The organism is Enterococcus sp. PLH-Efm8 (assembly GCF_053011625.1).
In genome coordinates this window covers 1,186,297-1,208,220 of record NZ_CP172568.1, presented here as the reverse complement: position 1 = coordinate 1,208,220, position 21,924 = coordinate 1,186,297, and the positions used below count along the sequence as shown (strand labels likewise).

General features: G+C 38.4%; 21 protein-coding genes. 1 reads left to right on the top strand and 20 read right to left on the bottom strand.

Annotated features, from left to right (window positions below):
- The first annotated feature begins 313 nt into the window (after nt 1-313).
- The gene (gene rpsT, locus ACIFUW_RS06010) at nt 314-568 is read left to right on the top strand and encodes a 30S ribosomal protein S20 (protein ID WP_002292188.1); all 255 of its coding nucleotides are present in this window, start codon (nt 314-316) and stop codon (nt 566-568) included.
- An 88-nt stretch (nt 569-656) separates the two neighbouring features.
- Here rpsT and holA read toward each other — a convergent pair whose 3' ends face one another.
- From holA to lpdA, 20 genes are all read right to left on the bottom strand, one after another.
- Complete coding sequence (holA, locus tag ACIFUW_RS06005) at nt 657-1,703, bottom strand: DNA polymerase III subunit delta (protein WP_002320835.1); 1,047 nt, start codon at nt 1,701-1,703, stop codon at nt 657-659.
- Between the two features lie 37 nt (nt 1,704-1,740).
- Nucleotides 1,741-4,014, bottom strand: coding sequence for a DNA internalization-related competence protein ComEC/Rec2 (locus ACIFUW_RS06000; protein WP_002322120.1), 2,274 nt, complete (start codon nt 4,012-4,014; stop codon nt 1,741-1,743).
- On the bottom strand, nt 4,007-4,546 hold the full coding sequence (locus ACIFUW_RS05995; RefSeq protein WP_002295503.1) for a ComE operon protein 2: 540 nt from the start codon (nt 4,544-4,546) through the stop codon (nt 4,007-4,009). Before ACIFUW_RS05995 ends, ACIFUW_RS06000 begins: the two co-directional genes overlap by 8 nt.
- 135 nt (nt 4,547-4,681) lie before the next feature.
- Nucleotides 4,682-4,900, bottom strand: a complete 219-nt coding sequence (locus ACIFUW_RS05990; RefSeq protein ID WP_002295502.1) for an esterase — start codon at nt 4,898-4,900, stop codon at nt 4,682-4,684.
- Nucleotides 4,897-5,142 carry an SGNH/GDSL hydrolase family protein gene (locus ACIFUW_RS05985; protein WP_002297231.1) on the bottom strand — a complete coding sequence of 82 codons (246 nt, stop codon included), beginning with the start codon at nt 5,140-5,142 and terminating at the stop codon, nt 4,897-4,899. The genes ACIFUW_RS05990 and ACIFUW_RS05985 overlap by 4 nt, the downstream gene beginning before the upstream one ends.
- 115 nt (nt 5,143-5,257) lie before the next feature.
- A complete protein-coding gene (locus ACIFUW_RS05980) occupies nt 5,258-5,986 on the bottom strand; it encodes a helix-hairpin-helix domain-containing protein (RefSeq protein ID WP_002320838.1) in 729 nt (242 codons plus the stop codon).
- A 158-nt stretch (nt 5,987-6,144) separates the two neighbouring features.
- Complete coding sequence (locus tag ACIFUW_RS05975; protein WP_002295493.1) at nt 6,145-7,188, bottom strand: SepM family pheromone-processing serine protease; 1,044 nt, start codon at nt 7,186-7,188, stop codon at nt 6,145-6,147.
- Entirely contained in the window at nt 7,178-7,669 is a 492-nt protein-coding gene (coaD, locus tag ACIFUW_RS05970; RefSeq protein ID WP_002295492.1) for a pantetheine-phosphate adenylyltransferase, read from the bottom strand. The genes ACIFUW_RS05975 and coaD overlap by 11 nt, the downstream gene beginning before the upstream one ends.
- Nucleotides 7,666-8,226, bottom strand: coding sequence for a 16S rRNA (guanine(966)-N(2))-methyltransferase RsmD (gene rsmD / locus ACIFUW_RS05965; RefSeq protein ID WP_002295491.1), 561 nt, complete (start codon nt 8,224-8,226; stop codon nt 7,666-7,668). Before rsmD ends, coaD begins: the two co-directional genes overlap by 4 nt.
- Nucleotides 8,227-8,344: 118 nt before the next feature.
- Complete coding sequence (locus tag ACIFUW_RS05960) at nt 8,345-8,683, bottom strand: YlbG family protein (protein WP_002297107.1); 339 nt, start codon at nt 8,681-8,683, stop codon at nt 8,345-8,347.
- Complete coding sequence (locus tag ACIFUW_RS05955; RefSeq protein WP_002295488.1) at nt 8,667-9,113, bottom strand: YlbF family regulator; 447 nt, start codon at nt 9,111-9,113, stop codon at nt 8,667-8,669. The genes ACIFUW_RS05960 and ACIFUW_RS05955 overlap by 17 nt, the downstream gene beginning before the upstream one ends.
- Nucleotides 9,094-10,218: a CAP-associated domain-containing protein gene (locus ACIFUW_RS05950; protein WP_002295486.1), complete on the bottom strand. Its 1,125-nt coding sequence runs from the start codon at nt 10,216-10,218 to the stop codon at nt 9,094-9,096. Before ACIFUW_RS05950 ends, ACIFUW_RS05955 begins: the two co-directional genes overlap by 20 nt.
- A gap of 20 nt (nt 10,219-10,238) precedes the next feature.
- On the bottom strand, nt 10,239-13,667 hold the full coding sequence (locus ACIFUW_RS05945; protein WP_002288741.1) for a pyruvate carboxylase: 3,429 nt from the start codon (nt 13,665-13,667) through the stop codon (nt 10,239-10,241).
- Nucleotides 13,668-13,692: 25 nt separating this feature from the next.
- A complete protein-coding gene (locus tag ACIFUW_RS05940) occupies nt 13,693-14,856 on the bottom strand; it encodes an FtsW/RodA/SpoVE family cell cycle protein (protein ID WP_002288740.1) in 1,164 nt (387 codons plus the stop codon).
- Nucleotides 14,857-14,858: 2 nt separating this feature from the next.
- On the bottom strand, nt 14,859-15,161 hold the full coding sequence (locus ACIFUW_RS05935; protein ID WP_002288739.1) for a YlaN family protein: 303 nt from the start codon (nt 15,159-15,161) through the stop codon (nt 14,859-14,861).
- 113 nt (nt 15,162-15,274) lie between these two features.
- The gene (gene recQ / locus ACIFUW_RS05930; RefSeq protein ID WP_002288736.1) at nt 15,275-17,047 is read right to left on the bottom strand and encodes a DNA helicase RecQ; all 1,773 of its coding nucleotides are present in this window, start codon (nt 17,045-17,047) and stop codon (nt 15,275-15,277) included.
- A gap of 260 nt (nt 17,048-17,307) precedes the next feature.
- On the bottom strand, nt 17,308-19,137 hold the full coding sequence (gene typA / locus ACIFUW_RS05925) for a translational GTPase TypA (protein ID WP_002288735.1): 1,830 nt from the start codon (nt 19,135-19,137) through the stop codon (nt 17,308-17,310).
- Nucleotides 19,138-19,304: 167 nt separating this feature from the next.
- Nucleotides 19,305-20,072 (bottom strand): inositol monophosphatase family protein, encoded by a 768-nt coding sequence (locus tag ACIFUW_RS05920; RefSeq protein WP_002295483.1) that lies wholly within the window; start codon nt 20,070-20,072, stop codon nt 19,305-19,307.
- A 5-nt stretch (nt 20,073-20,077) separates the two neighbouring features.
- Complete coding sequence (locus tag ACIFUW_RS05915) at nt 20,078-20,353, bottom strand: UPF0223 family protein (RefSeq protein WP_002292206.1); 276 nt, start codon at nt 20,351-20,353, stop codon at nt 20,078-20,080.
- A gap of 161 nt (nt 20,354-20,514) precedes the next feature.
- Nucleotides 20,515-21,921, bottom strand: coding sequence for a dihydrolipoyl dehydrogenase (lpdA, locus tag ACIFUW_RS05910; protein ID WP_002289686.1), 1,407 nt, complete (start codon nt 21,919-21,921; stop codon nt 20,515-20,517).
- Between the last annotated feature and the right edge of the window lie 3 nt (nt 21,922-21,924).

Here is a 21,924-nt window from a genome sequence, read left to right as displayed (position 1 = left end):
TCAAAAAAAACTTTGCAAACGGTTCTCTTTGTTATATAATAACTTAGTACCAAACATTCCCATTCAAACTTTGTTTAAATAGATAAATAAAAATCTAGTTTGGTTTGACGCTATTGCCTCCCACAATAGCGTCTTTTTGATTTTTTTCAGCTTGTACTATCCGTTTTTACTGAAAAAAAATCCTAATAAAAGACTGTTAAGGAAAAAAACTTGTCATGTTCATATTGCAAAGCACGCTGCCTTTAGGTATAATAATGAATGTTGAATTATGCGGTAACACGCGTAAGAACTTAAGTTATCGGAGGTGAAACTAATGCCAAACATTGAATCTGCAATCAAACGTGTTCGTACAAGCGAAAACGCTAATGTGAAAAATTCATCTCAAACAAGCGCTATGCGTACTGCAATCAAAAAATTTGAAGATGCTGTAGCTTCAGGTGCTGACAACGTAGATGCGTTATATAAAGAAGCTGTTAAAGCTATTGATATGGCTGAATCAAAAGGTCTAATCCACAAAAACAAAGCTAACCGCGACAAATCTCGTTTAAGCAAAAAAATCGCTAAATAAAAGAATCGGCTTCGGCCGATTTTTTTATTTGTCAAAAAAAGGACAAAAACAAACGACCTTCCCGCATGCTTTGCCCTCGTCTTTCTTCTTATCGATTTCTTAACAACTGCCCTGTGCGCAAAACGAATAGTTGAAAACTTAATTCTTTTTCGATTTGTCCCGTTTTGATTTGATAATCCATCTCAACTAATTGATCAAACAACTGTACCAGCAAATGTTCATCGAATTTTTTTACTTCCTGCATGGCAAGTTTTACACGATATGGATGGATTTTCAATGTTTCAGCAATATTTGCCTGCTGATAACCAATCTTTACAAGAAATTTTGTCTGTAAAAATAAACGTAATTGAGAAAGCAAAATCGCATTAATTTTGATTGTTTCTTCCCCTTGCATAACTAAATCTTCGTATAAACGCAAAGCTTGTTCCGTCTTCCCTTTTAAAATATATTGGGTCATGTCAAAAATATTATGTTCTAACGTTTTAGGAACTAATTCTTCTACTTCTCTTACCGTGATTTGCTGTTGATTTTGTCCATAAAGGACCAATTTCTGTAACTCTCTCATCATTTTGGATAAATCTAAGTCGGTCAACCTCAAGAATAAATCAATTGCACTTCGTTCCATTTTGATTGAGGAATTCTCTAAGGTATTCATCAGATATTGACGTACTTCTTTTTCATTCAACTGTTGGACATTGATGATAATTGCTGTTTTTTTCAATTGTTTCGTTACTTTTTTCCGTTCATCCAACTTTTCATATGGCGCAAAGAATACTAATACAGTCGATTCTAATGGTTCTTTCAAATAAGCCGTCAATAAATCAGTATTTTGTTCGATTCCATTGTTTACTTTTTCACCTGTTAAAAAATAAGGATTCTCTACGAATACTAACCGTTGATCTCCGAAAAACGGCAACGTCTCTGCTTCAGCTACTACCTCATCTAAACTTGCATTTTCCATGTCAAAACTTAAAAAATTTAAGTCATCTTCGCCCTCTAATTGGATTTTTTTGACAATTTCTGTCCGAACTTGATCTTGGAGAAACTTTTCTGTTCCTAAAATCAAGTAACAAGATGCAAGTTTTTCTTTACGTATTTTTTGTAACTCTGCTTGTATACTCAAATTACTCACCACTTTCAAAAATTATCCTACCATGAGCAGATGAGAATTACTAGTCTATCATTGTTTCCACTAGCCCATGAGGATGAAAAACTGGATGCCAGCGATAGGTGATCATTCCTTGTTGATCCGTTCGCCATGTTTTTATCTGATTTTCTTCTAGTGTCTCCAATACTTCGCTGTGCGGGTGACCATAACGATTATTTACGCCGCAGGATATAATCCCATGTTTTGCTTCAATATGGGAAAGAAAATCTGTGTTACTTGACGTACGGCTACCGTGATGACCTAATTTGACTACATCGGCTTTCAGATTAGGATAAATCAAAAGCAATTGTTTTTCCATTGCTTGATTCAAATCTCCTAAAAATAAAAAGCGCCTATTGTTATATTCCATCCATAGACCAATCGAATCTTCATTTCTTCCCTCTCCCTTTTCAAAAGGAGTCAATACATAAAGATCATAATAACCGCTGATCCTGTCCCCATGTTTGATTTCAATGATCTCAGTACCATTTTTTTGAGCTTCAGATAAATGCCTTTGTAATGGCTCATTTCGTCCAGCGCCCCAACCGATATAAATTTTTTTGATAGTAAAATGCTGAGATAACGTGGGTAATTCTCCCACATGATCCGTATCGTCGTGTGTCAAGATGAGTTTATCGATTACACTTATCCCCTGACCTTTTAGATATGGAACGATATTTCTTTCAGCAGGAGGACGTATCATACCTTGCGCCCACTTTTCTCTTTCAAAGTGTAACTGACCTCCAGTATCGATCAAAATCGTTTCTTTTCGAAAAGGACTTTGCAAAAAGATACTGTCTCCTTGACCGACATCGATAAAAGCGATCGTTGAAGAAAAGCGTAAAAATGGCAAAGTCAAAAAAATAAAAGAAAAAAGACCAACATAAAACAAGTGTTTCACAGGTTGTTCTTTCAACCTATCCATACAAATCAGTAATCCGAAAATATACATCCCAGATAGCACAAGGGGCAAACGTCCTATAATGAGAGACGACCCTGAAGAAAAATCGATTATTCGCTCAAATAAGATTAATCCCTCTTCTATCAGCAAAAGTAAAGTTTCCGGCAGCCAGCGATTGAAGAGTGTGAGAAATAACACACCAGGAAGAAAAAGAAACTTGAATACCGGTGCAATCAGTAATGTAAAAAGACTACCTAAAATAGGCCACTCATAAAAATGCCATACAATCAACGGCATCGTGATCATAGTAAACAGGACGTGAGAGGCCGTTTTTTTCAACCAATCTCCATCAAAAGAAATCAGGATAAACAAAAAACTCATGAAAAAACTAAGCTGTCCACCCGCATGAAAAAGAAATCGAGGATCAAATAGTAAAAGAAGCCAAAAGACAACTGCAAATAAGTCCATGGTGGAATAATGCTTATTCAGCAATTTGACTAGCAATCGCAATAAAAACAGCAAACTAGCACGCAAAACAGAAATAGAACTTCCTGCAATAGAAACATAACAGATAGTTAGTAGACTCAACGGAATAATACTGACGTGTAGTGGCCATCCGATACGTCGAAATAAATAATACAGCCACCCTAAATAAAATTGGATGTGTAGACCCGATAGACTGAACAGATGCAGCAAACCACTCTCCCTAAAAATTTCTTCTGGTTCTCTGAATCCTGCATCTTTATAGCCCCATAATAAAGAATTAATATATACACTTGTTTTTTGCGGAAATTCAGATTGGACAAAGGAGATAAAAGATCCTCTTTTTCTCTGAAGCCAGTTTCGCCAGTGATTTTGCATGGTGATCTGTTCAATCTTTTGAATTTGGAACCGTCCAGAAATTCTATGGTTCCTGAAGTAAGCTTCTTGGTCAAAATTATAAAGATTCCGCTTTTTTGCTGGAGAGATGAACTCGCCTTCAGCAGTCAATTCTATTCCCTTTCCTCGGAAGTTAAGCCATGTTTTCAATTCTGCTTCTGTGTTTACTTGATAAGAAAGCTGGAGCTTTTGTTTATTCTCTGATAACCTTCCTTCCATTGTCAAAAAATTACCATTTGCACGAATCGTATCTGTAAATACAGTAATTTGCGCAGATGTTGTTTTTTCCTCTAAAAATGAATACTCTTGTAGCCTATAAGAAATGGATACCGTTATGCTACACAAAATACACAAGTACGCGATAAAACGTCCTTCTTTTAGCGAAAACCATAAAAAAATTCCGGCAAGAAGCAAACGATAACCCCAATTGTCAGTGTAATACAACAAACAGATAATCATCGACGTAATTGCCGGAAAAATCAACCGATTTCGAACATGCCTTTCTAAAACGCTAGACATGTTTTCCTGTTAATTCATTTTGAAGTTTTGAAAAATGCTGTGAGTCTAAAGCAACTTGGTGTACAGATACACCTAATTGTTCGATCAACGCTTGGGCATAAGGATCATTTCGATAGTCATGGAGATAATTGATCCCTTTCACACCAGCTTGCAACAAAGCCTTTGTACAGGCCAAACATGGAAAATGTGTGACATAGATTTCTGAACCTTCCGTCGGGATACCAAGTTTTGCACACTGTAGGAGTGCATTCATCTCTGCATGGATCGTTCGCAAGCAGTGTCCATCCACGACGTAACACCCTTCATCTATGCAGTGGACATCTCCACTGACTGCTCCATTATAGCCGCCAGCAATGATCCTTTTTTCTCGAACGAGTGTCGCTCCTACTTCTAAACGTGTACACGTACTACGTAAAGATAACAGTACTGCCTGAGCCATAAAGTACTGGTCCCAAGGAATGCGTTCATTATGTGACTTATCAGTAACTTTTTCTTTATTCGTATCGCATGCTTTTGAAGATTTTTCTAACATGTTTTATATTCCTCCGTTTTTTCAAGTTGATTAAAAAGTACTCATTGCTTAAACAAAATATTCTTTAAATATAACGAATCATCCTGTCTGACAAAAGATCCTACCCTTCACTGCCGAAATGAAGTCCGTCATCCATTAGCCCATTATAAAAATTCTTCGAATCCATTTGTTCAAGAAATTCCGTATAAAAATCGATACTTCACAATCATGGCGTTTTGCTACTTCTGTGAGAACAGAGATATATTCTTTGATCAACTTGTTATTCCGATATTTTTGTTTTGTCTCATCGACTGCTGGTGGCGTGATAAAGAAAGCATGATCAGAACTATAGTCTTTTTTCAGCTGAACTATCATCCACTGCAGATTTTTTGGTACGTTTCTTTAGAAAGTTGTTTATGCTCTGCTAGATCATTCGTCCCAATGAGAATAAATACTTTATCTGCTGTATAGCTAAGTACATCTTTGGCAAAGCGTTCTCGTAGAGCTTGACTGTTATTGCCGCTGACAGCCGTATTCATAATATGAATCCCAGATATTTTATTTTGGAGATAGACATTCAGCATTGGTTTTTTTAATGTTTCTTTGCGAACAATCAAGCTATTTCCTATCCAAAAATACTACCTCCTCGTCCTGCCAAGCTCTTAGAATTGGATTATTCTTAGTATCCATTAGCGTCCATTTATTGCTCGTGCCAGTCGATTTTGAATCATTCTATTTAATTGTAACGAAGTTTTTTAGTTTTTCAACTGTCTTTTCACCGATACCAGAAATCTCCTGCAGGTCTTCCACTTTCTGGAAGGATCCGTTTTCTTCTCTAAATCGAATGATTTCTTGCGCTTTGACTGATCCGATCCCAGGAATCTGCTGAAGTTCTGATGGAGTGGCTGTATTGATATTTATTTTGGGAGGCTCGGAATCTGCTGTAGGCTGTTTTCCTTCCGAGGATGCCAACTGATCAAGATGTTCTGGCAGCTCTTCACCTACAGCAGGGATATATAGGACTTGCTGATCTTCTATCTTCGCAGAAAAGTTGATTCGATCGCTATCCGCTTCTTCTAATAATCCACCTGCACGCTTTAGTACATCATAGACCCGTTCTTCTGAAGAAAAGGAATAGATACCAGGCTCCTTCACACTTCCTTTGATATCGGTGTACATGACCTTTGGACGAGCATCCTCTTCTACATCGTTTCCTTCAGCTGATGGATCTTCTCCACTGGAACTAAACGAAGAAAGTATTTCTTTTGCAGCAGTCTCTTCTGTTTCTCTATAAAATAGCAAATTTGATAATAAAAAACCACTTGCGATACAAAAGATAAGAACTATCATAGACATCCAAATGATCAATTTGGGTGAAGCTAGTATTTTCTTGCTGATTTTTTCTATCATTGTTCTTTTTTCAAAGAATGACCAGTAAAAATCATTCATTACTCCTTTCATTTAAAATTGAAGAAACAGTGAGCTCTGGCAAAATCGTCCCTTCAACATCTAATTACGTCAATTTTTTCTTTTGTTTTTATTTTTATCGTGAAGATTTTTGACGAAAAAGAGGGGTTGTGACAGAACTCGTGTCACAACCCCTCTTTAATTATTTAGTTTCATTTCATTTTCTCTAGATAGTCAAGCGCTTCTTGTACTGTTTTTACTGGTACGATTTTCATTGAGGAATTCAATTTTTTAGCGGCAGCTTTTGCTTCTTCGTAGTTGGTTTTTATTTCAGGATATTCTTTCTTAACATCGTCTGAAATCGTATCATCTGGTGCAAAGAAAATCTCTACGCCAGCTTTATCCGCACTTGCCACTTTTTTATCGATTCCTCCGATTCGGCCAACTTCTCCTTCACTGTTGATCGTTCCAGTTCCTGCAATTTGCTTACCATGTCGCAAGTTTTTACCAGTGACTTGTTCATAGATTTCTAAAGTGAACATCAATCCCGCTGATGGCCCACCGATAGAGCCAGAATTAATACGAACATCTGTATCTGATTCGATCTCGGTATGGTCAGTAAGCGTGATACCTATTCCTGCCTTTTTATCTGTTGGTAACTCGATCAGATCACCAGAAGCTGTTTTTTCTTCACCATTATGCAAATAACTGATTTCGATTGTTTGTCCAACTTTTTGGCTTTTTACATAATCCATAAATGCTTCTGTACTTTGAAAGCTTTTCCCGTCTACTTTTGTTACTGTATCTCCAACTGAAAGCTTGCCAAAGAAATTCGATGTTTTCTCTACACTCATGACATATACGCCTTTGAATTCCATTTTATAAGGCTTGTCTGCAAGTTTTAACGCTTGTTCGATTGCTGCATTTTGGGAAGAATCCATATAATACTGTTGCATTTGATTATATTCTTCATTTGTCGCCCCACCAGTCAATTCTTCTTCACTGATCAATTCTTCAAAAGGGGTCATTTTAGCTTTTAAAGCTAAGAAACCTGTAGCTTGCCTGATACCAACAGAGGTAAGAGAGAAAGACCCAGAACCTTTATCTTCCTTATCATTGACCGTAATTAGTTCTTTCAGATCGATCGTGGCTCCCGGTGATTCTACATAATACGGCAAGGGAACTACTACAAATCCAATGATCAACATTCCAAATATGATAATCAGTACTGTTTTCAACCATTGTTTAGCTTTCATTTGATTCACGCTTTCCAGCTAAAGCTTCGTTGATCACTGGCGGTAAGTAGCTGCTCACATCTCCGCCAAAGTGCAGTACTTCTTTTAAAATACTGGAACTCACGTGACTATATTCTGGTTTTGCTAATAAGAAGACAGTTTCCAATTCATCATATAGATGATGATTCATCTGAGCAATCTCTCGTTCATATTCAAAGTCTTTGATACTTCGTATGCCTCTGATCAACGCATCTGCACCAATCTCTTTTGCTGTTTCTACCGTCAATTGATTTTCTTGATGCATGACTTTTACATTAGGAAGATGAGAAACAGCTTTTGTGATCAATGTCATTCTTTCTTCTGGGGGAAACAAACTTTTCTTTGAAGTATTGATAAAAACACCAATTACTACCTCATCGAATAATTTAGCCGCACGTTCCACCGTATCTAAGTGACCTTTTGTAAAAGGATCAAAACTTCCTGGGAATAATGCACGTTTCATTGATTTCCCTCTTTTCTATAGATAGTTACGGCCGTTATGCCATAAATCTGTTTTCTTATTTGATGGAATCCAGCCACAGTTTCTGGCAATTCGACTGTTTTATCCGTTTCGCATACGATAACTGCGGTTTTAGAAAAAAGTCCCAGTTCTTCCATTTTATGGATTTGATCGATTATTTTTTGTTTTGCATATGGCGGATCAAGAAACAAGTAGTCGAATTGTTGTTTCTCCGCTGCTAGCCGTTCGATTGCTTTGTCCGCATCAAGTTTTATTGTGGTAAATTTCTCTGGTTCTTTCGTAATTTCGATGTTTTCTTTGATGATTTTTAGCGCTTGGTAATTTTTGTCTACGCATACCGCATGACTGCAGCCTCTAGATACTGCTTCGATAGCTAAACCACCGCTTCCTGCAAACAGATCCAATACTGTCTCTCCATCAAAATATGGTCCAATCATATTGAATATGGATTCTTTTACTTTATCTGTAGTTGGTCTGGTGTTCGCCCCTGCTAAACTTTTTAAACGGCGCCCGCCATAATTTCCTGATATTATCCGCATCTACTCACTCCTTAGAAATGGTACTGGTACTAGTATACCAAAAAAATACTTGGACAATGATCAAAAATCGATCGTTATCCAAGTTATTTTTTATTTAAAAACTGCTCATAAGAGATTTTTAAAGATGTTCAGCTAATCGGATTTCTGTATTTAGCTCTTCAATTTCGAAACCTTCGTCTTTTAATACTGTTTTGTTTCCTATTTTTTCGGCAAAATTCATTTCGATATCCGGTCGGTAAGAACGTTCTACGTTTCGAACAAAATGTAATTTACGGATTCGTTCTTCTGTTTCTTCCAATGTCTCTTCATTTAAGTAAAGCACGACATATTTCATTCTTCTTGAGACATAATGCAACAAGCCGAACTTTTTCAGATTCTTTAATTGTTTTAAGCTGTAGACCCATACGATCAGCCCGCGTCGTTTTGTTATTTCAAATTCACTATTGTCTAATTGCATGACAATTACCTCCGCATCCAAAGTGTTTTTTCGTTTCAAAAAACGGGCTACCTGCATCTACTTTGATTTCATTAGAAACTTCTTCGGCAAGTACTTGGACAATTTGATCCAACAGACTTTGCAGCTGTGTTTCACTATATCGGAAAGCTGCAACATGCTCATCCATATCAAGCTGTCTTTTTGCTTTTCGAACAGCTCGTTTTTTTTCACGATAATCAGGTGCATACTCACCATATGCCGCTACATTTTCAAATGCTTCTTTCTTAGACAAGAACGCTTCTTTCAACTGGCAAACTTTTGCAGATTCTTCCATTGACTGTTTATGTTCAAGATAAGAAGCCATCGTTTTACTCTTTTTTATCATTTCAGCGACTTGGAGGCATTGATCCTCCAGTTGAAACAGCTCTTCGTTAACGATCACTGCTATCACTACTTTCTCCGTTTTCTTCTTGCAATAAGACTAACATATTTTCTTTAGAAAAAGCAATGCCTACAGAATCCGTTCCCGGGTCCATGAAACGGTCATGGTTGTAAGGATCGCTGTACCAATATAAAAACGAAAAAGTAGCGTCAATCGCCGGATGAATAAATAGCCCACTAGTATTTTCTAATTTTTGTTTACTGATTAACTTCTCCAATTCATCATTCGTCAGTGAGAATTTCACTGTCGTTTGAGCACTGCCTAGCGATTTTTGCCAATCAGCCATACGTTCCTCTGACAATATTTCCTCAGGCCTTGTCAAAAAATCATGTAGTAGCAGCTGACTGTGGTTTTGAAAGGCAAGTGTTTGATTGTATATGGGAAGTTCGTCTTCTCTTCTAAGCATATTTAATAAAGTCGTACTTTTTCGTTCTTTAACGCGATTGATTGATTCCCAATCAGCCGATTTATCTGCTTGATAATGTGGAAGGCCTTCACCAAACACTTGATATGGCAATAGTTTCAAAAGACTATCTTTATCTAAATACACAACTGAAAATAGGCCGTTTGTTGTTTGATCAAAAAATAAAATAGCAAAAGTGTCGTTATCAAAAGCAATTAGCGGACGATAATTCATATCCTCTTCCATTAGTTCGATTCCAACTTCTGTATCATGGTACTCAAAAGTGAAATTAGTATAGATAGTAGTGATTTTCGTAAGATCTTGCATCGTCATCCCTAAATAAAACGGCGCGATATCAGCAGGCCCTGTTTGCAGTACTTTAACAGTTGTGACTCTGCTGTCTTGGATGTTCGCTTCAAATGTGAGATGACTAGCTTTATTTTCATAATATCTTGTTTCAAAACCAAATCCGCTAGTTAATCGATCATAGGCTTGGCCAAAATCCTTTTCCAGCTGATCGATCGGTTTTCCGATATAAGTAGAAAAACCAGTTGCTTTAAGCTCCTGGTATTTCCACGTTGTCATTTGGTTTGATATTTGTTGATCAGAGTTTTCCTTCACTTCAAGTTTTGGCGGAAACAAGACTGGTTCCATGTAGAATGCCACAATAACTAATAGCAGAATCAGCCAAAACAAACCCAGTCTTTTCATGTTTCCCCACCTTTCGCTTATTATTTCTCAGTCACTTCAATCAAAAGGTCACCAGACGAAATAGTGTCTCCTGAAGACACATATACATGTGCGACTTCTCCGTCAAAACGTGCTTCGATGGCCGTTTCCATTTTCATCGCTTCAGTAATCATCAACGTATCACCTTTTTTAACGTTATCGCCTTTTTTCACTAATACATCCAAAACAGAACCAGACATCGTTGCTCCAATTTGTTCTCGGTTTGTCGGTTCAGCTTTCAATCGGGTTTGGACCGTACTGATGATCGAATTATCTTTGATAGTGATTTCACGTCTTTGTCCATTCAAATTGAAGAACAGTACGCGATTCCCTTCGATATCGGGTTCTCCGATTTCATCTAAACGAATGATAAGCGTTTTTCCGCGTTCGATTTGTACATTGATTGTTTCACCCAAACGTATACCTTGGAAAAATGTTGGTGTGTCCAGTAATGTAACATCGCCAAATTGATTATATGCTTTTTGATAGTCCAAAAAGACTTGCGGATACATCAAATAGCTTAATACTTCGTCTTGTTTTGGTTCATAGCCAATTTTTTCTGCCAATTCTTTTTTTACTTCGTTGAAGTCGACTGATTCAGCCAAAAGACCTGGACGTTCATTCAATGCAGGTCTGCCTTTAAGAATAATCTTTTGCAATTTTTTAGGAAATCCGCCAACGGGTTGCCCTAGTTCTCCTTGGAAGAAAGTCACAACAGATTCAGGGAAACTTAGTGTTTCGCCTTTTTCATAAATATCTTCTTCTGTAAGATCATTTTGGACCATAAATAGTGCCATATCTCCAACTACTTTAGATGATGGAGTTACTTTAACGATATCGCCAAACATCAAGTTGACAGTATGATACATTTGTTTGATTTCATCCCAGCGATGACCTAATCCGACAGCTTTTGCCTGTTGCTGTAGATTCGAATACTGTCCTCCTGGCATTTCATGCATATATACTTCTGTTTCAGGAGCATTCAAGCCGTTTTCAAACGGTTTGTAATACATGCGCACATCTTCCCAATAATGGTTTAATTTCTGTGCATTTTCAATCGTGATTTCTGGCAGCCGTGGACCATTGACCAGTGCATAATACAAGCTGCTCATGCTAGGCTGACTAGTATTCCCACTCATTGCACTCATTGCCACGTCAACGATGTCTACTCCTGCTTTTGAAGCAGCAGAATAAGTGATGATTCCATTCCCGCTGGTATCATGAGTATGCAGATGGATTGGCAGATCTGTCGTTTCTTTCAATTCACTAATCAAACGATAAGCTGCCTGCGGTTTAAGCAGCCCAGCCATATCTTTGATTGCAATGATATGCGCACCCAGTTGTTCTAGTTCCTTTGCCATGTCTTTATAATACTGAACATTGTATTTTGCCCGACTTGGATCGTTGATATCGCCAGTATAGCAAATAGCTGCCTCTGCGATTTTACCAGTATCCCGTACAGCTTGGATACTTTTTTCCATTTGTGGAGTCCAGTTCAAACTATCAAAGATTCGAAATACATCGATTCCTTGCGCTGCTGCTTCTTTGACAAATTCCACCAATACATTGTCAGGATAATTAGAATACCCAACGGCATTTGAACCTCTGAAAAGCATTTGCAGCAACGTATTAGGCATTAAAGAACGAATTTTTCTCAACCGTTGCCAAGGATCTTCATTCAAAAAGCGGTAAGCCACATCAAATGTTGCTCCCCCCCACATCTCACTTGAAAAGAGTTCAGGAAGACCTTCTCCAGTCAAACGTGCAATCTGCTTGAAATCCTTTGTCCGAACACGAGTTGCTAGCAGACTTTGATGGGCGTCTCTAAATGTCGTATCCGTCAACAACAAATTTTCCTGTCCTTTGATCCATTCGACCAAAGCATCGGCACCCTTCGCATCTAATACATTCTTAGCCGTTACGTAATCAGTTCTTGTGATTAGATCTTTAGGCATACGTGGTTCTTCATAAAATGGTTTTTCGCCACTTTCGATACCTGGAAAACCATTCACAGTAATTTCACCGATATATTTCATCGTTTTGTTTCCGCGGTCTCGTAGTCGAGGAAATTCAAATAATGTTGCTGTACTATCAATGAAGGTTGTTTTTGCATTTCCTGATTGGAATTCAGGATGTGTGATGACATTGAGCATAAATGGAATGTTTGTTTTCACTCCACGGATTCTAAATTCTTTCAAGCAACGTTCCATTTTCTGAATGGCTGTTTCAAAGGTAGCACCATGCGTACATACTTTTACTAGCAATGAATCAAAATACGGTGTCACTACATAGCCCGCGTAAGCATTTCCGACATCCAGACGTACGCCAAAACCACCAGGTGAACGATACGTATCGATTTTCCCTGTGTCTGGTAAAAAGTTATTCAACGGGTCTTCTGTAGTGATTCGGCATTGAATGGCTGAACCATTTAATTTAATTCCTTCTTGCTGAGGCAATCCGATTTCTTTATGCAGATCCAAACCTTGAGCAATCAACAGTTGCGTTGTTACGATATCAATATCTGTAATCATTTCTGTGATCGTATGTTCCACTTGGACGCGAGGGTTGACTTCGATAAAGTAAAAATCATCTCCTTCAACAAGAAATTCTACTGTACCTGCGTTGACATACCCGACATATTTCATCAATTGGACAGCTGCCTGGCAGATTTTTTGACGTTGCTGTTCATTCATAGAGACACAAGGCGCTACTTCTACTACTTTTTGGTGACGGCGCTGAACAGAACAATCTCTTTCAAAAAGATGGATGACGTTTCCATGCGTATCCCCGAGAATCTGTACTTCGATATGCTTAGGATTAGCGATGTATTTTTCAACATACACTTCATCACTACCAAAGGCTGCTTTTGCTTCGCTTTTCGCACGTTCGTAGCCCTCTCTTGCACTCTTTTCATCGTGAGCTACACGCATGCCGCGTCCGCCGCCGCCTAGAGCTGCCTTGATCATAATCGGATAACCGTATTGTTTCGCAAACTCCAAGGCATCGTCTATAGAAGCGATTGGTCCATCTGTGCCTGGAATCGAAGCAATCCCCGCTTCGATAGCTGCAGCTTTTGCTTTGATTTTATCTCCAAAAATATCTAAATGATGCAGTTTGGGTCCAACAAAAATGATGCCTTCTTCTTCGCACCGTTGCGCAAAATTCAAGTTTTCCGACAAAAGACCGTAACCCGGATGAATAGCGTCAGCTCCGCATTCTTTCGCGATAGAAATGATCCCTTCAATATCTAGATACGCATCAATCGGTTTTTTTCCTTGTCCTACTAAATATGCTTCATCCGCTTTGAAACGGTGTACGGAATATTCATCTTCTTCTGCATAGATTCCAACAGTTTTAATTCCTAATTCTGTACAAGCACGAAATACACGTACAGCGATTTCACCCCTGTTAGCAACTAAAACTTTTTTCATCGAACCACTCCTACATCTTTTTTTATTATAAACCTAAGCTCTTGCGTTTTTCATCCGCACTGATGTTGAGGACAAAGCCGACACAAATCGAAAGCATCAGCAAACTGGAGCCTCCTTGACTTAAAAATGGGAACGTGATCCCTGTCAAAGGAATAACGCCAGTAATCCCTCCAAGATTGACAAATACTTGGATCAAAAACATTGCGCCGATCCCAATGCACAAAAGCGAATTGAACGGATCTTTTGAACGGATACCTACAAGGACAATGCGCACAATCATAAAGAATAGCAACGCTAATATCAAAATCCCCATAATCACTCCCAGTTCTTCCACTACGATTGCATAAATAAAATCGGTTTGTGCTTCTTGTAAAAATCCTTTTTTCTGGATACTGTTACCTAATCCCCTGCCAAATAGTCCTCCGTTGAACATGGCATAGTAGCCGTTGACTAGTTGATGCCCTTTATTTAATTCGTCTGAGAAAGGATTTTGGTAAATAGCAAATCGATTATAGATATACTGTAAACGTCCGGGTAAGATCTTTCCGTTTGTGATATTGATCAGCCAGATCGTAAAAGTACTTAGACAAAAGCCTCCTACTCCTACAATCAAAGTATACACATAATTGACTCCGCTGGCTAAAAGCAGAACCAAAATAATCAAAAAGATAACTGCCGCATTACCAAAATCGGGAAGAATAGCGACTAATGCAGTAAGTCCGATAACCATTGCAAGTGGACGTTTCACAGTCCCAAGAAAATCTTTTTGTACACTGTTTTGTCTTTTAGATAAAGTCAGAGACAGGTACCAGATAGAAATGATTTTTAGGTATTCGGCAGGTTGGATCGAGAATCCTGCAATTTGCAGCCAACCTTTCGCCCCATTGATCTCCTTACCAAAAAACACAACAATCAGCAGCAAAATCGTCAAAACTGCGATGGCTGCCATGATCAAACGCTGGTTTTTCAAAACATCTGTTTTCATTTTATAAAGTAGTGCGATAGCAATCAAGCTAAGCACCCAAAAAATACTCTGGTTAATGACTGATGCGGACGGATTTTGTCCGTTTTCTAATAATAGATACGACGTAGAACTATATACCATGATCAATCCCAATACACATAAAATTAAATAGGGAATCAAGATGCTATAGTCTAATAGATGCCTTTTTTTCACTTTCTTAGGCAAGTCTATTCCTCCTTGCCAACTTCTTTTTTATCATAAATTTCTTGGTAAACCTCACTATATAACTGATTCAATTCTCGTTCTAGCTCACTTAACATCAGCTGGCCCTCGTTCTTTCCGATTACTCCTATACGGACAGCAAAACCGACTTGCCGGGAAAAGCCGTACATCTGTGTATCTACCACTTCTTCGAAGGCTTTGCATTGTGAGATACAGAGACTGTTGTTTTGATTTCGGATTAATCGTTTGATCCGTTCTGCTTCATCATTTAATACTTGGATCGCAAGTTTTTTCGACAAAGAATCCATCTGTGCTTACCTCCCATTCTAATTCCTTAATTATAACATATTTGATTTTCATAAGGAGCAAAAAAAACAGATTTAACCAGTTGTTTTTATTCATTTTTACGTATTCGTTCTTTCTACTTATCCAGAACGTTAGAGTCCGCATTTTTTATCCGAGATAAAAAGGCTTCGCCATATTTATCAAGCTTGCTTTGGCCAACTCCTTTTATCTGAAGCATCTCCAATCTGCTTGATGGACGTATTCGGCTCATTTCTTTCAATGTGGAATCTGAAAATACGACATACGGGGGAACGCCTGCTTCTGATGCTAGATCCGTTCGCAGTTCCCGCAGCACTTCAAATAGTGTATCGGTTTCTTCATCCGATAGCTGCTGGACTTTCTTGGGTTCCTTTCGATAAACAGATTCTTGTCCTTTCAATACTTGTATCCCTCTTTCTGTTACTTTCAAAACAGGATACTCACCATTGATGGTCAGAAGATAGCCATTCGATATCAAATATTCAATTAACTGCATCGTTTCTTTTTGCGATTGGTTTTTCATCAGTCCATAGGTAGATAAATGTCCAAAACCTAAAGCTTGCAGCTTTTGTTCTTTCGATCCTGCTAAGACTTTCATCAGCATTTGTTTACCATAGTTCTCACCCATACGTTTTAAGCAAGAAAGAACCATCTGTGCTTCTGTCGTTACTTCTACTATTTCTCTGTCATCTAAACAGTTACCACAACGGTTGCACGGACTGCTTGTCTCGCCAAAATAGTTTAGGATGTATTGCTGAAGACAGGACTCAATATACACGTATTCTGTCATCGCTTTTAATTTTTCATATTCTTTTTGCTTTTGCCCTTCTTCTCTTTGGGACTGCTGGATAAAAAACTTTTGGACTTGGATATCTTGAGGAGAGAAAAGCAGGATGGCTTCACTGGAAAGACCATCTCTTCCCGCCCGACCAGCTTCCTGATAGTATGCTTCTAGAGAGCCAGGAATTTGATAATGGATAACAAAACGGACATTGCTTTTATTTATACCCATACCAAATGCATTTGTCGCTACAATCAGCTGCAAGCGATCGTATAAAAAGGCTTCTTGCATTTCTGTTCGCTCATTCTCATTTAGACCACCATGATATCTACCCACGGAAAAATCGAATTTTTTAAGCAAATGATAGAGACGGTCTACTTCTTTTCTCGTTGCTGCATAAATGATACCAGATTGATTTTTGTTGATCTTTAAATATTCGATTAGATATTGTTCTTTTTTTTGATCTTTAATTACTTGAAATCGTAGATTTTCTCGTTCAAAACCAGTCTGAATATGGTTGTTTTCTGGAATTTTTAAAAGTCTTTTTATGTCAGCAGCTACTTGCACAGTCGCTGTAGCTGTCAAAGCAACAATTACAGGACGATTTGGCAGTTGATCTAGCTGGTTCGCCATCTGTAAATAACTTGGGCGGAAATCATGCCCCCACTGAGAGATACAATGTGCCTCGTCAATAGCGATCATACGGACGTTCCATCGCTTCATTGCTTGGATAAAATCCGGCATGATAAAACGTTCAGGAGCGATATAAAGTAAACGGTACTGCTGTCTATCGATTTCTTGGAAGCGTCTAGCTGTTTCGTAACCATCTAACGAGCTATTGATAAAAGTGGCGGGTATACCTAATTGATTCGCCGCGTCCACCTGATCCTTCATCAAAGAGATTAAAGGGGACACAACCACAGTAAGCCCATCTAATAGTAAAGCTGGAAGCTGGTAACAGATTGATTTCCCACTTCCGGTAGGCATGATTCCTAATACATTTTCCTGATCAATGACTTTCTGGATAATTTCTTTTTGACCAGGTCTAAACTCATCATAGCCAAAGTATTGTTTTAATAAGTCGTTCATCTTCCCGCTCCTTTCTCTTGCCATTTTACTTCGATTTTCTTCGAAGGACAAGTTGATCTCCTTTCGTGAAACATTATCTTATTATGAAACAAAAACTCTCTAGAAATAAGTTTTTTAAAAGTCTTTTAAACGTCTTTCGGCGTATTTTCTGAATTTATGTCCATTGACAAAGATGACTTCTCCACAGAAAAGAGTTGGACAAAAAAAGAAACCAGCTATTTTTTATAACAAGCTGGTTTCTCTCTTCATCCTTTTACAGATTATTTTTTCTTTTTAGATGCTTTTTCACGAGCATTTTTCTCTAAAATTTGTTTTCTCAAGCGAATGCTTTCTGGTGTTACTTCGCAATATTCATCATCATTCAAGAATTCCAAAGATTCTTCCAACGTCAATTGTTTTGGTTTTTTGATGACAGATGTTTGGTCTTTAGTAGCAGACCGTACGTTTGTCATTTGTTTTGCTTTCGTGATGTTGACAGTCAAATCATTATCACGGCTGTTTTCCCCGATAATCATTCCTTCATATACTTCTGTACCTGGTTCTACGAAGACTGTACCGCGTTCTTCGATACTCATGATAGAATAAGTCGTTGCTTTTCCTGTATCGATCGAAACAAGCGCCCCTTGGTGACGTCCGCCAATTTGACCAGGAAGCATTGGCAGATATTGGTCAAAAGTATGGTTCATGATTCCGTAACCACGTGTCATTGAAAGGAATTCAGTTGAATAACCAATCAAACCGCGGGCAGGTGTTAAGAATGTCAAACGGATTTGTCCGTTTCCTGTATGGACCATATCTTGCATTTCACCTTTACGTAAGCTCAAGGACTCGATAACACTACCCATATATTCTTCTGGTGTATCGATTTGCACGCGTTCAAACGGTTCGCATTTTACACCGTCGATTTCTTTTTCAATAACTTCTGGACGAGATACTTGCAATTCGTATCCCTCACGGCGCATGTTTTCAATCAAGATAGACAAATGCAATTCTCCACGACCAGAAACTGTCCATGCATCTGGAGAGTTTGTTGGTTCAACTCGTAAGGATACATCTGTTTGAAGTTCTGCCATCAAACGTTCTTCAATCTTACGAGCGGTTACGAATTTACCTTCTCGACCGGCAAATGGTGAATTATTAACTAAGAAAGTCATTTGCAATGTTGGTTCGTCAATGTGAAGGATAGGTAACGCATCTTGATGATCCACAGGAGTAACTGTTTCACCGACAAAGATATCTTCCATACCTGAGACAGCAATCAAGTCTCCAGCTTTTGCTTCTTGAATCTCTAGACGTTTTAGTCCAAAGAAACCAAATAATTTCGTTACACGGAATTTCTTAACTGTTCCGTCTAATTTAATTAATGCTACTTGGTCTCCTACTTTGATTGTTCCTCTAAATACACGTCCGATTCCGATACGACCTACATAATCGTTGTAGTCAAGTAATGAAACTTGGAATTGTAATGGTTCGTCGCTGTTATCGACAGGAGCAGGGATTTTTTCAATAATTGTATCAAAAATAGGTGCCATGGTTGGTTCTTGATCTGCTGGATCATCTGACAAGCTTGACGTACCATTTAGTGCAGATGCATAAATCACAGGAAAGTCTAACTGATCATCATCTGCTCCTAATTCGATGAATAGTTCAAGAACTTCATCTACGACATGCTCAGGACGAGCAGAAGGTTTGTCAATCTTGTTTACGACAACGATTGGTGTGATATGTTGTTCCAGTGCTTTTTTCAATACAAAACGTGTTTGAGGCATTGTTCCTTCATACGCATCTACGACCAACACAACGCCGTCAACCATTTTCATGATCCGTTCTACTTCGCCACCGAAGTCCGCGTGTCCTGGAGTATCCATGATGTTTACGCGAATACCTTTATAGTCTACAGCTGTGTTTTTGGCTAAAATCGTGATACCACGTTCTTTTTCTAGCGCATTTGAGTCCATCGCACGTTCTTGCAATTGCGTATGTGCGTCTAATGTATCTGATTGTTTTAATAGTTCATCAACTAATGTTGTTTTTCCGTGGTCAACGTGGGCAATAATTGCGACGTTACGGATATCGTTTCTATAATTCAATGTAACTAACTCCTTTTTTATTGGTTCTTTATGACAGGGCAAATTTTACTCGACTGCTAATTATAGCAGACTTTTTTCATGAAATATAGTAAAATGTTTTCATTTTTTCGAGAAAATTAATCTTTTGCTCGTTTTTATCATTTTTGTGAATGATTTCTACCTTTTTTTCAGCCTTCTTTTTTCAAAAGGTCTGCGATTTCTGCATATGCACAAGAAGTCCCTGCTAAATAGTATTCCCTTTTTTCAAATGTCAAAGGAGTACCAAAAAGACCGCTTGTTACCATACCAAACTCTTCCAATAAGACATTTCCCGCTGCATAATCCCAAGGGCTAAGGTTTGAAATATAAGCAATGTGGTTTCCTTTCAAGATTGCCACTAGTTCAAGACCAGCGCATCCGTACATACGTGTCCCCATGCTGCTTTCCGCAATTTCTCGGATTCCATATTTATTATGACCGAAAAGATAACTATTCACACCAAGTAAGCCTTCCGATAAGGATTTATTTGCTGGTCTAGGCAATGGCTCATCATTTTTATACACGCCTATTCCTTTTCCACCCCAAAAAAGTTCATTTCTCATCACGTCATAAATGAAACCAAGCTTTCCAACGCCGGATTCATAAACAGCGAGCATAATACAAAAATTTTCCCCTTCAATCACAAAATTCAAGGTGCCATCAATAGGATCGATGATAAAGACTCTTCCATCGAGATCCGATAATTGATTACACCCTTCTTCTTCTGCCAATATTTTCGCCTCTGGATCAAAGGAATGGATTTTTTCGATTAGAAAATTCTGGATGTTTCGATCGACATTTGTTACTAGATCCGTTCGATTTGATTTTTGCGAGATTGTTAATGTTTGTTGAGAAGATTTGATTTTCTCACCAGCTTCTTCAAGCCAGGACTTGATATGATCAATCATCTGTTCCATTTATCTCACCCGTTCATTCTCAAAGTTTTGTTTGGATTTTTTTTTGCTTGCTGCACTGTACGATATAAAGAATAACCGGAAGCTTTTTCAAATTCCCGTCCCAATCGTTTTTCCTCACCAATGGATTTGACAACAGTTTTAAACTGCTGATAAGTCTTCAAAAAAGCTTCATTGTTTATCCCTTTTTCATTCGCACGTTCCAGATCTTCCCACATCTTCATTACAATGACCATTTCGTCTGTTGTCCAATCTAAATCAAGTGGATACTGATATTCTTGCATCTTCAACTCTCCTATTTCATATTCCTCTTCAGTGTAGCATAGGAAGTGGTAATAAACCAAGAAGTTGTCATATTTTTAAGTTTACATAATAATATTATTGATAATTCTAAAAAACAAAACGCAACTGATTTTTCAGTTGCGTTTCGCCTGTATTATTCAAATCAAATATGGATTGGTAAACCTAATGCTAATTCCGAAGCATCCATGACGATTTCGCCAAGAGATGGATGAGGATGAATCGTCAAGGCGATATCTTCAGCATTCATTCCTGATTCGATTGCTAAAGCTAATTCAGAGACCATATCACTTGCGCCGACTCCACCGATTTGCGCGCCAATAAGCACGTTATCTTCGATCGTCGTAACTAGACGGATGAATCCTTCTGTTTTACCAAGCGATAATGCCCGACCGTTCCCTGAAAATGGGAATTTATATGCTTTTGCTTCGATACCAGCATCTTTTGCTTCTTTGATCGTCATACCTACAGAAGCCAATTCAGGATCAGTGAAGGCTACTGCCGGCATTGCTTTATAATCTACAGCTACTTTTTTGCCAGAGATTGCTTCAGCAGCGATTTTTGCTTCATAACTGGCTTTGTGTGCTAATGCCGCCCCTGGAACGATATCACCGATGGCATAGATGTTAGGTACGTTCGTACGTCCTTGTTTATCCACCGTGATCAATCCTCGTTCTCCTACTTCGACACCCGCTTGTTCTAAGCCCATATCATCTGTATTCGGACGACGACCTACAGTGACCATCACATAATCAGCAGTAACGGATTCTTCTTTCCCGTCCACTGCATATTTCACTGTCACGCTGTCACCGTTATCGACTGCTTCTTTCGCCATTGCATTCGTTACGACTGTTACGCCTTTTTTCTTGAAATCATCTTCTACTAATTTTACTAGATCTTTTTCGTAAGTTGGTAAAATTTGTGGTGAGCCTTCAAGAATCGTTACTTCTGCTCCTAAGTTTGCGTACGCTCCGCCCAATTCGGCACCAATCACACCGCCACCGATGATCACAAATTTCTTAGGTACTTCTTTCAATGCTAATCCGCCAGTAGAATCTAACACACGTCCTCCGAATTTAAATCCTGGAATCTCGATTGGACGGGAACCTGTTGCGATGATTGCGTTATTGAACGAATAAGTTTGAGCTGAATCTGGATGAATGACGCGTAGTGTGTGATCATCTACGAAGAACGCTTCTCCTTCGATTGTTTCAACCTTATGTTTTTTTAATAGGAAACCAACACCAGAAGTCAACGTATGGACAACTTTGTTTTCTTTCCATTCTTGTGTTTTTGCAAAATCTAGTTTGACGTTTTCACTAGTTACTCCAAACATTTCAGAATCTAGTGACTCTTGATAATGGTGTCCTGCAGCTATCAGTGCTTTTGAAGGAATACAGCCGACATTCAAACAAACACCGCCAATATACTCTCTTTCAATGATTGCTACTTTTTGTCCCATTTCAGCAGCGCGGATGGCAGCTACATAGCCACCAGGTCCCGCACCAATTACAACTGTATCTAATTCTACAGCAAAATCTCCAACTACCATTTG

Bases quoted from the DNA above. Each gene is read 5' to 3' on its own strand.
- ACIFUW_RS05945 (WP_002288741.1), bottom strand. From the start codon at position 13,667: ATGAAAAAAGTTTTAGTTGCTAACAGGGGTGAAATCGCTGTACGTGTA.
- ACIFUW_RS05950 (WP_002295486.1), bottom strand. From the start codon at position 10,218: ATGAAAAGACTGGGTTTGTTTTGGCTGATTCTGCTATTAGTTATTGTG.
- ACIFUW_RS05920 (WP_002295483.1), bottom strand. From the start codon at position 20,072: ATGGAACAGATGATTGATCATATCAAGTCCTGGCTTGAAGAAGCTGGT.
- ACIFUW_RS05960 (WP_002297107.1), bottom strand. From the start codon at position 8,683: ATGCAATTAGACAATAGTGAATTTGAAATAACAAAACGACGCGGGCTG.
- ACIFUW_RS05995 (WP_002295503.1), bottom strand. From the start codon at position 4,546: ATGTTAGAAAAATCTTCAAAAGCATGCGATACGAATAAAGAAAAAGTT.
- ACIFUW_RS06000 (WP_002322120.1), bottom strand. From the start codon at position 4,014: ATGTCTAGCGTTTTAGAAAGGCATGTTCGAAATCGGTTGATTTTTCCG.
- ACIFUW_RS05980 (WP_002320838.1), bottom strand. From the start codon at position 5,986: ATGAAAGGAGTAATGAATGATTTTTACTGGTCATTCTTTGAAAAAAGA.
- ACIFUW_RS05990 (WP_002295502.1), bottom strand. From the start codon at position 4,900: ATGATAGTTCAGCTGAAAAAAGACTATAGTTCTGATCATGCTTTCTTT.
- lpdA (WP_002289686.1), bottom strand. From the start codon at position 21,921: ATGGTAGTTGGAGATTTTGCTGTAGAATTAGATACAGTTGTAATTGGT.
- rpsT (WP_002292188.1), top strand. From the start codon at position 314: ATGCCAAACATTGAATCTGCAATCAAACGTGTTCGTACAAGCGAAAAC.
- ACIFUW_RS05975 (WP_002295493.1), bottom strand. From the start codon at position 7,188: ATGAAAGCTAAACAATGGTTGAAAACAGTACTGATTATCATATTTGGA.
- coaD (WP_002295492.1), bottom strand. From the start codon at position 7,669: ATGAAACGTGCATTATTCCCAGGAAGTTTTGATCCTTTTACAAAAGGT.
- rsmD (WP_002295491.1), bottom strand. From the start codon at position 8,226: ATGCGGATAATATCAGGAAATTATGGCGGGCGCCGTTTAAAAAGTTTA.
- ACIFUW_RS05915 (WP_002292206.1), bottom strand. From the start codon at position 20,353: ATGCAAGAATATCAGTATCCACTTGATTTAGATTGGACAACAGACGAA.
- ACIFUW_RS05935 (WP_002288739.1), bottom strand. From the start codon at position 15,161: ATGGATTCTTTGTCGAAAAAACTTGCGATCCAAGTATTAAATGATGAA.
- recQ (WP_002288736.1), bottom strand. From the start codon at position 17,047: ATGAACGACTTATTAAAACAATACTTTGGCTATGATGAGTTTAGACCT.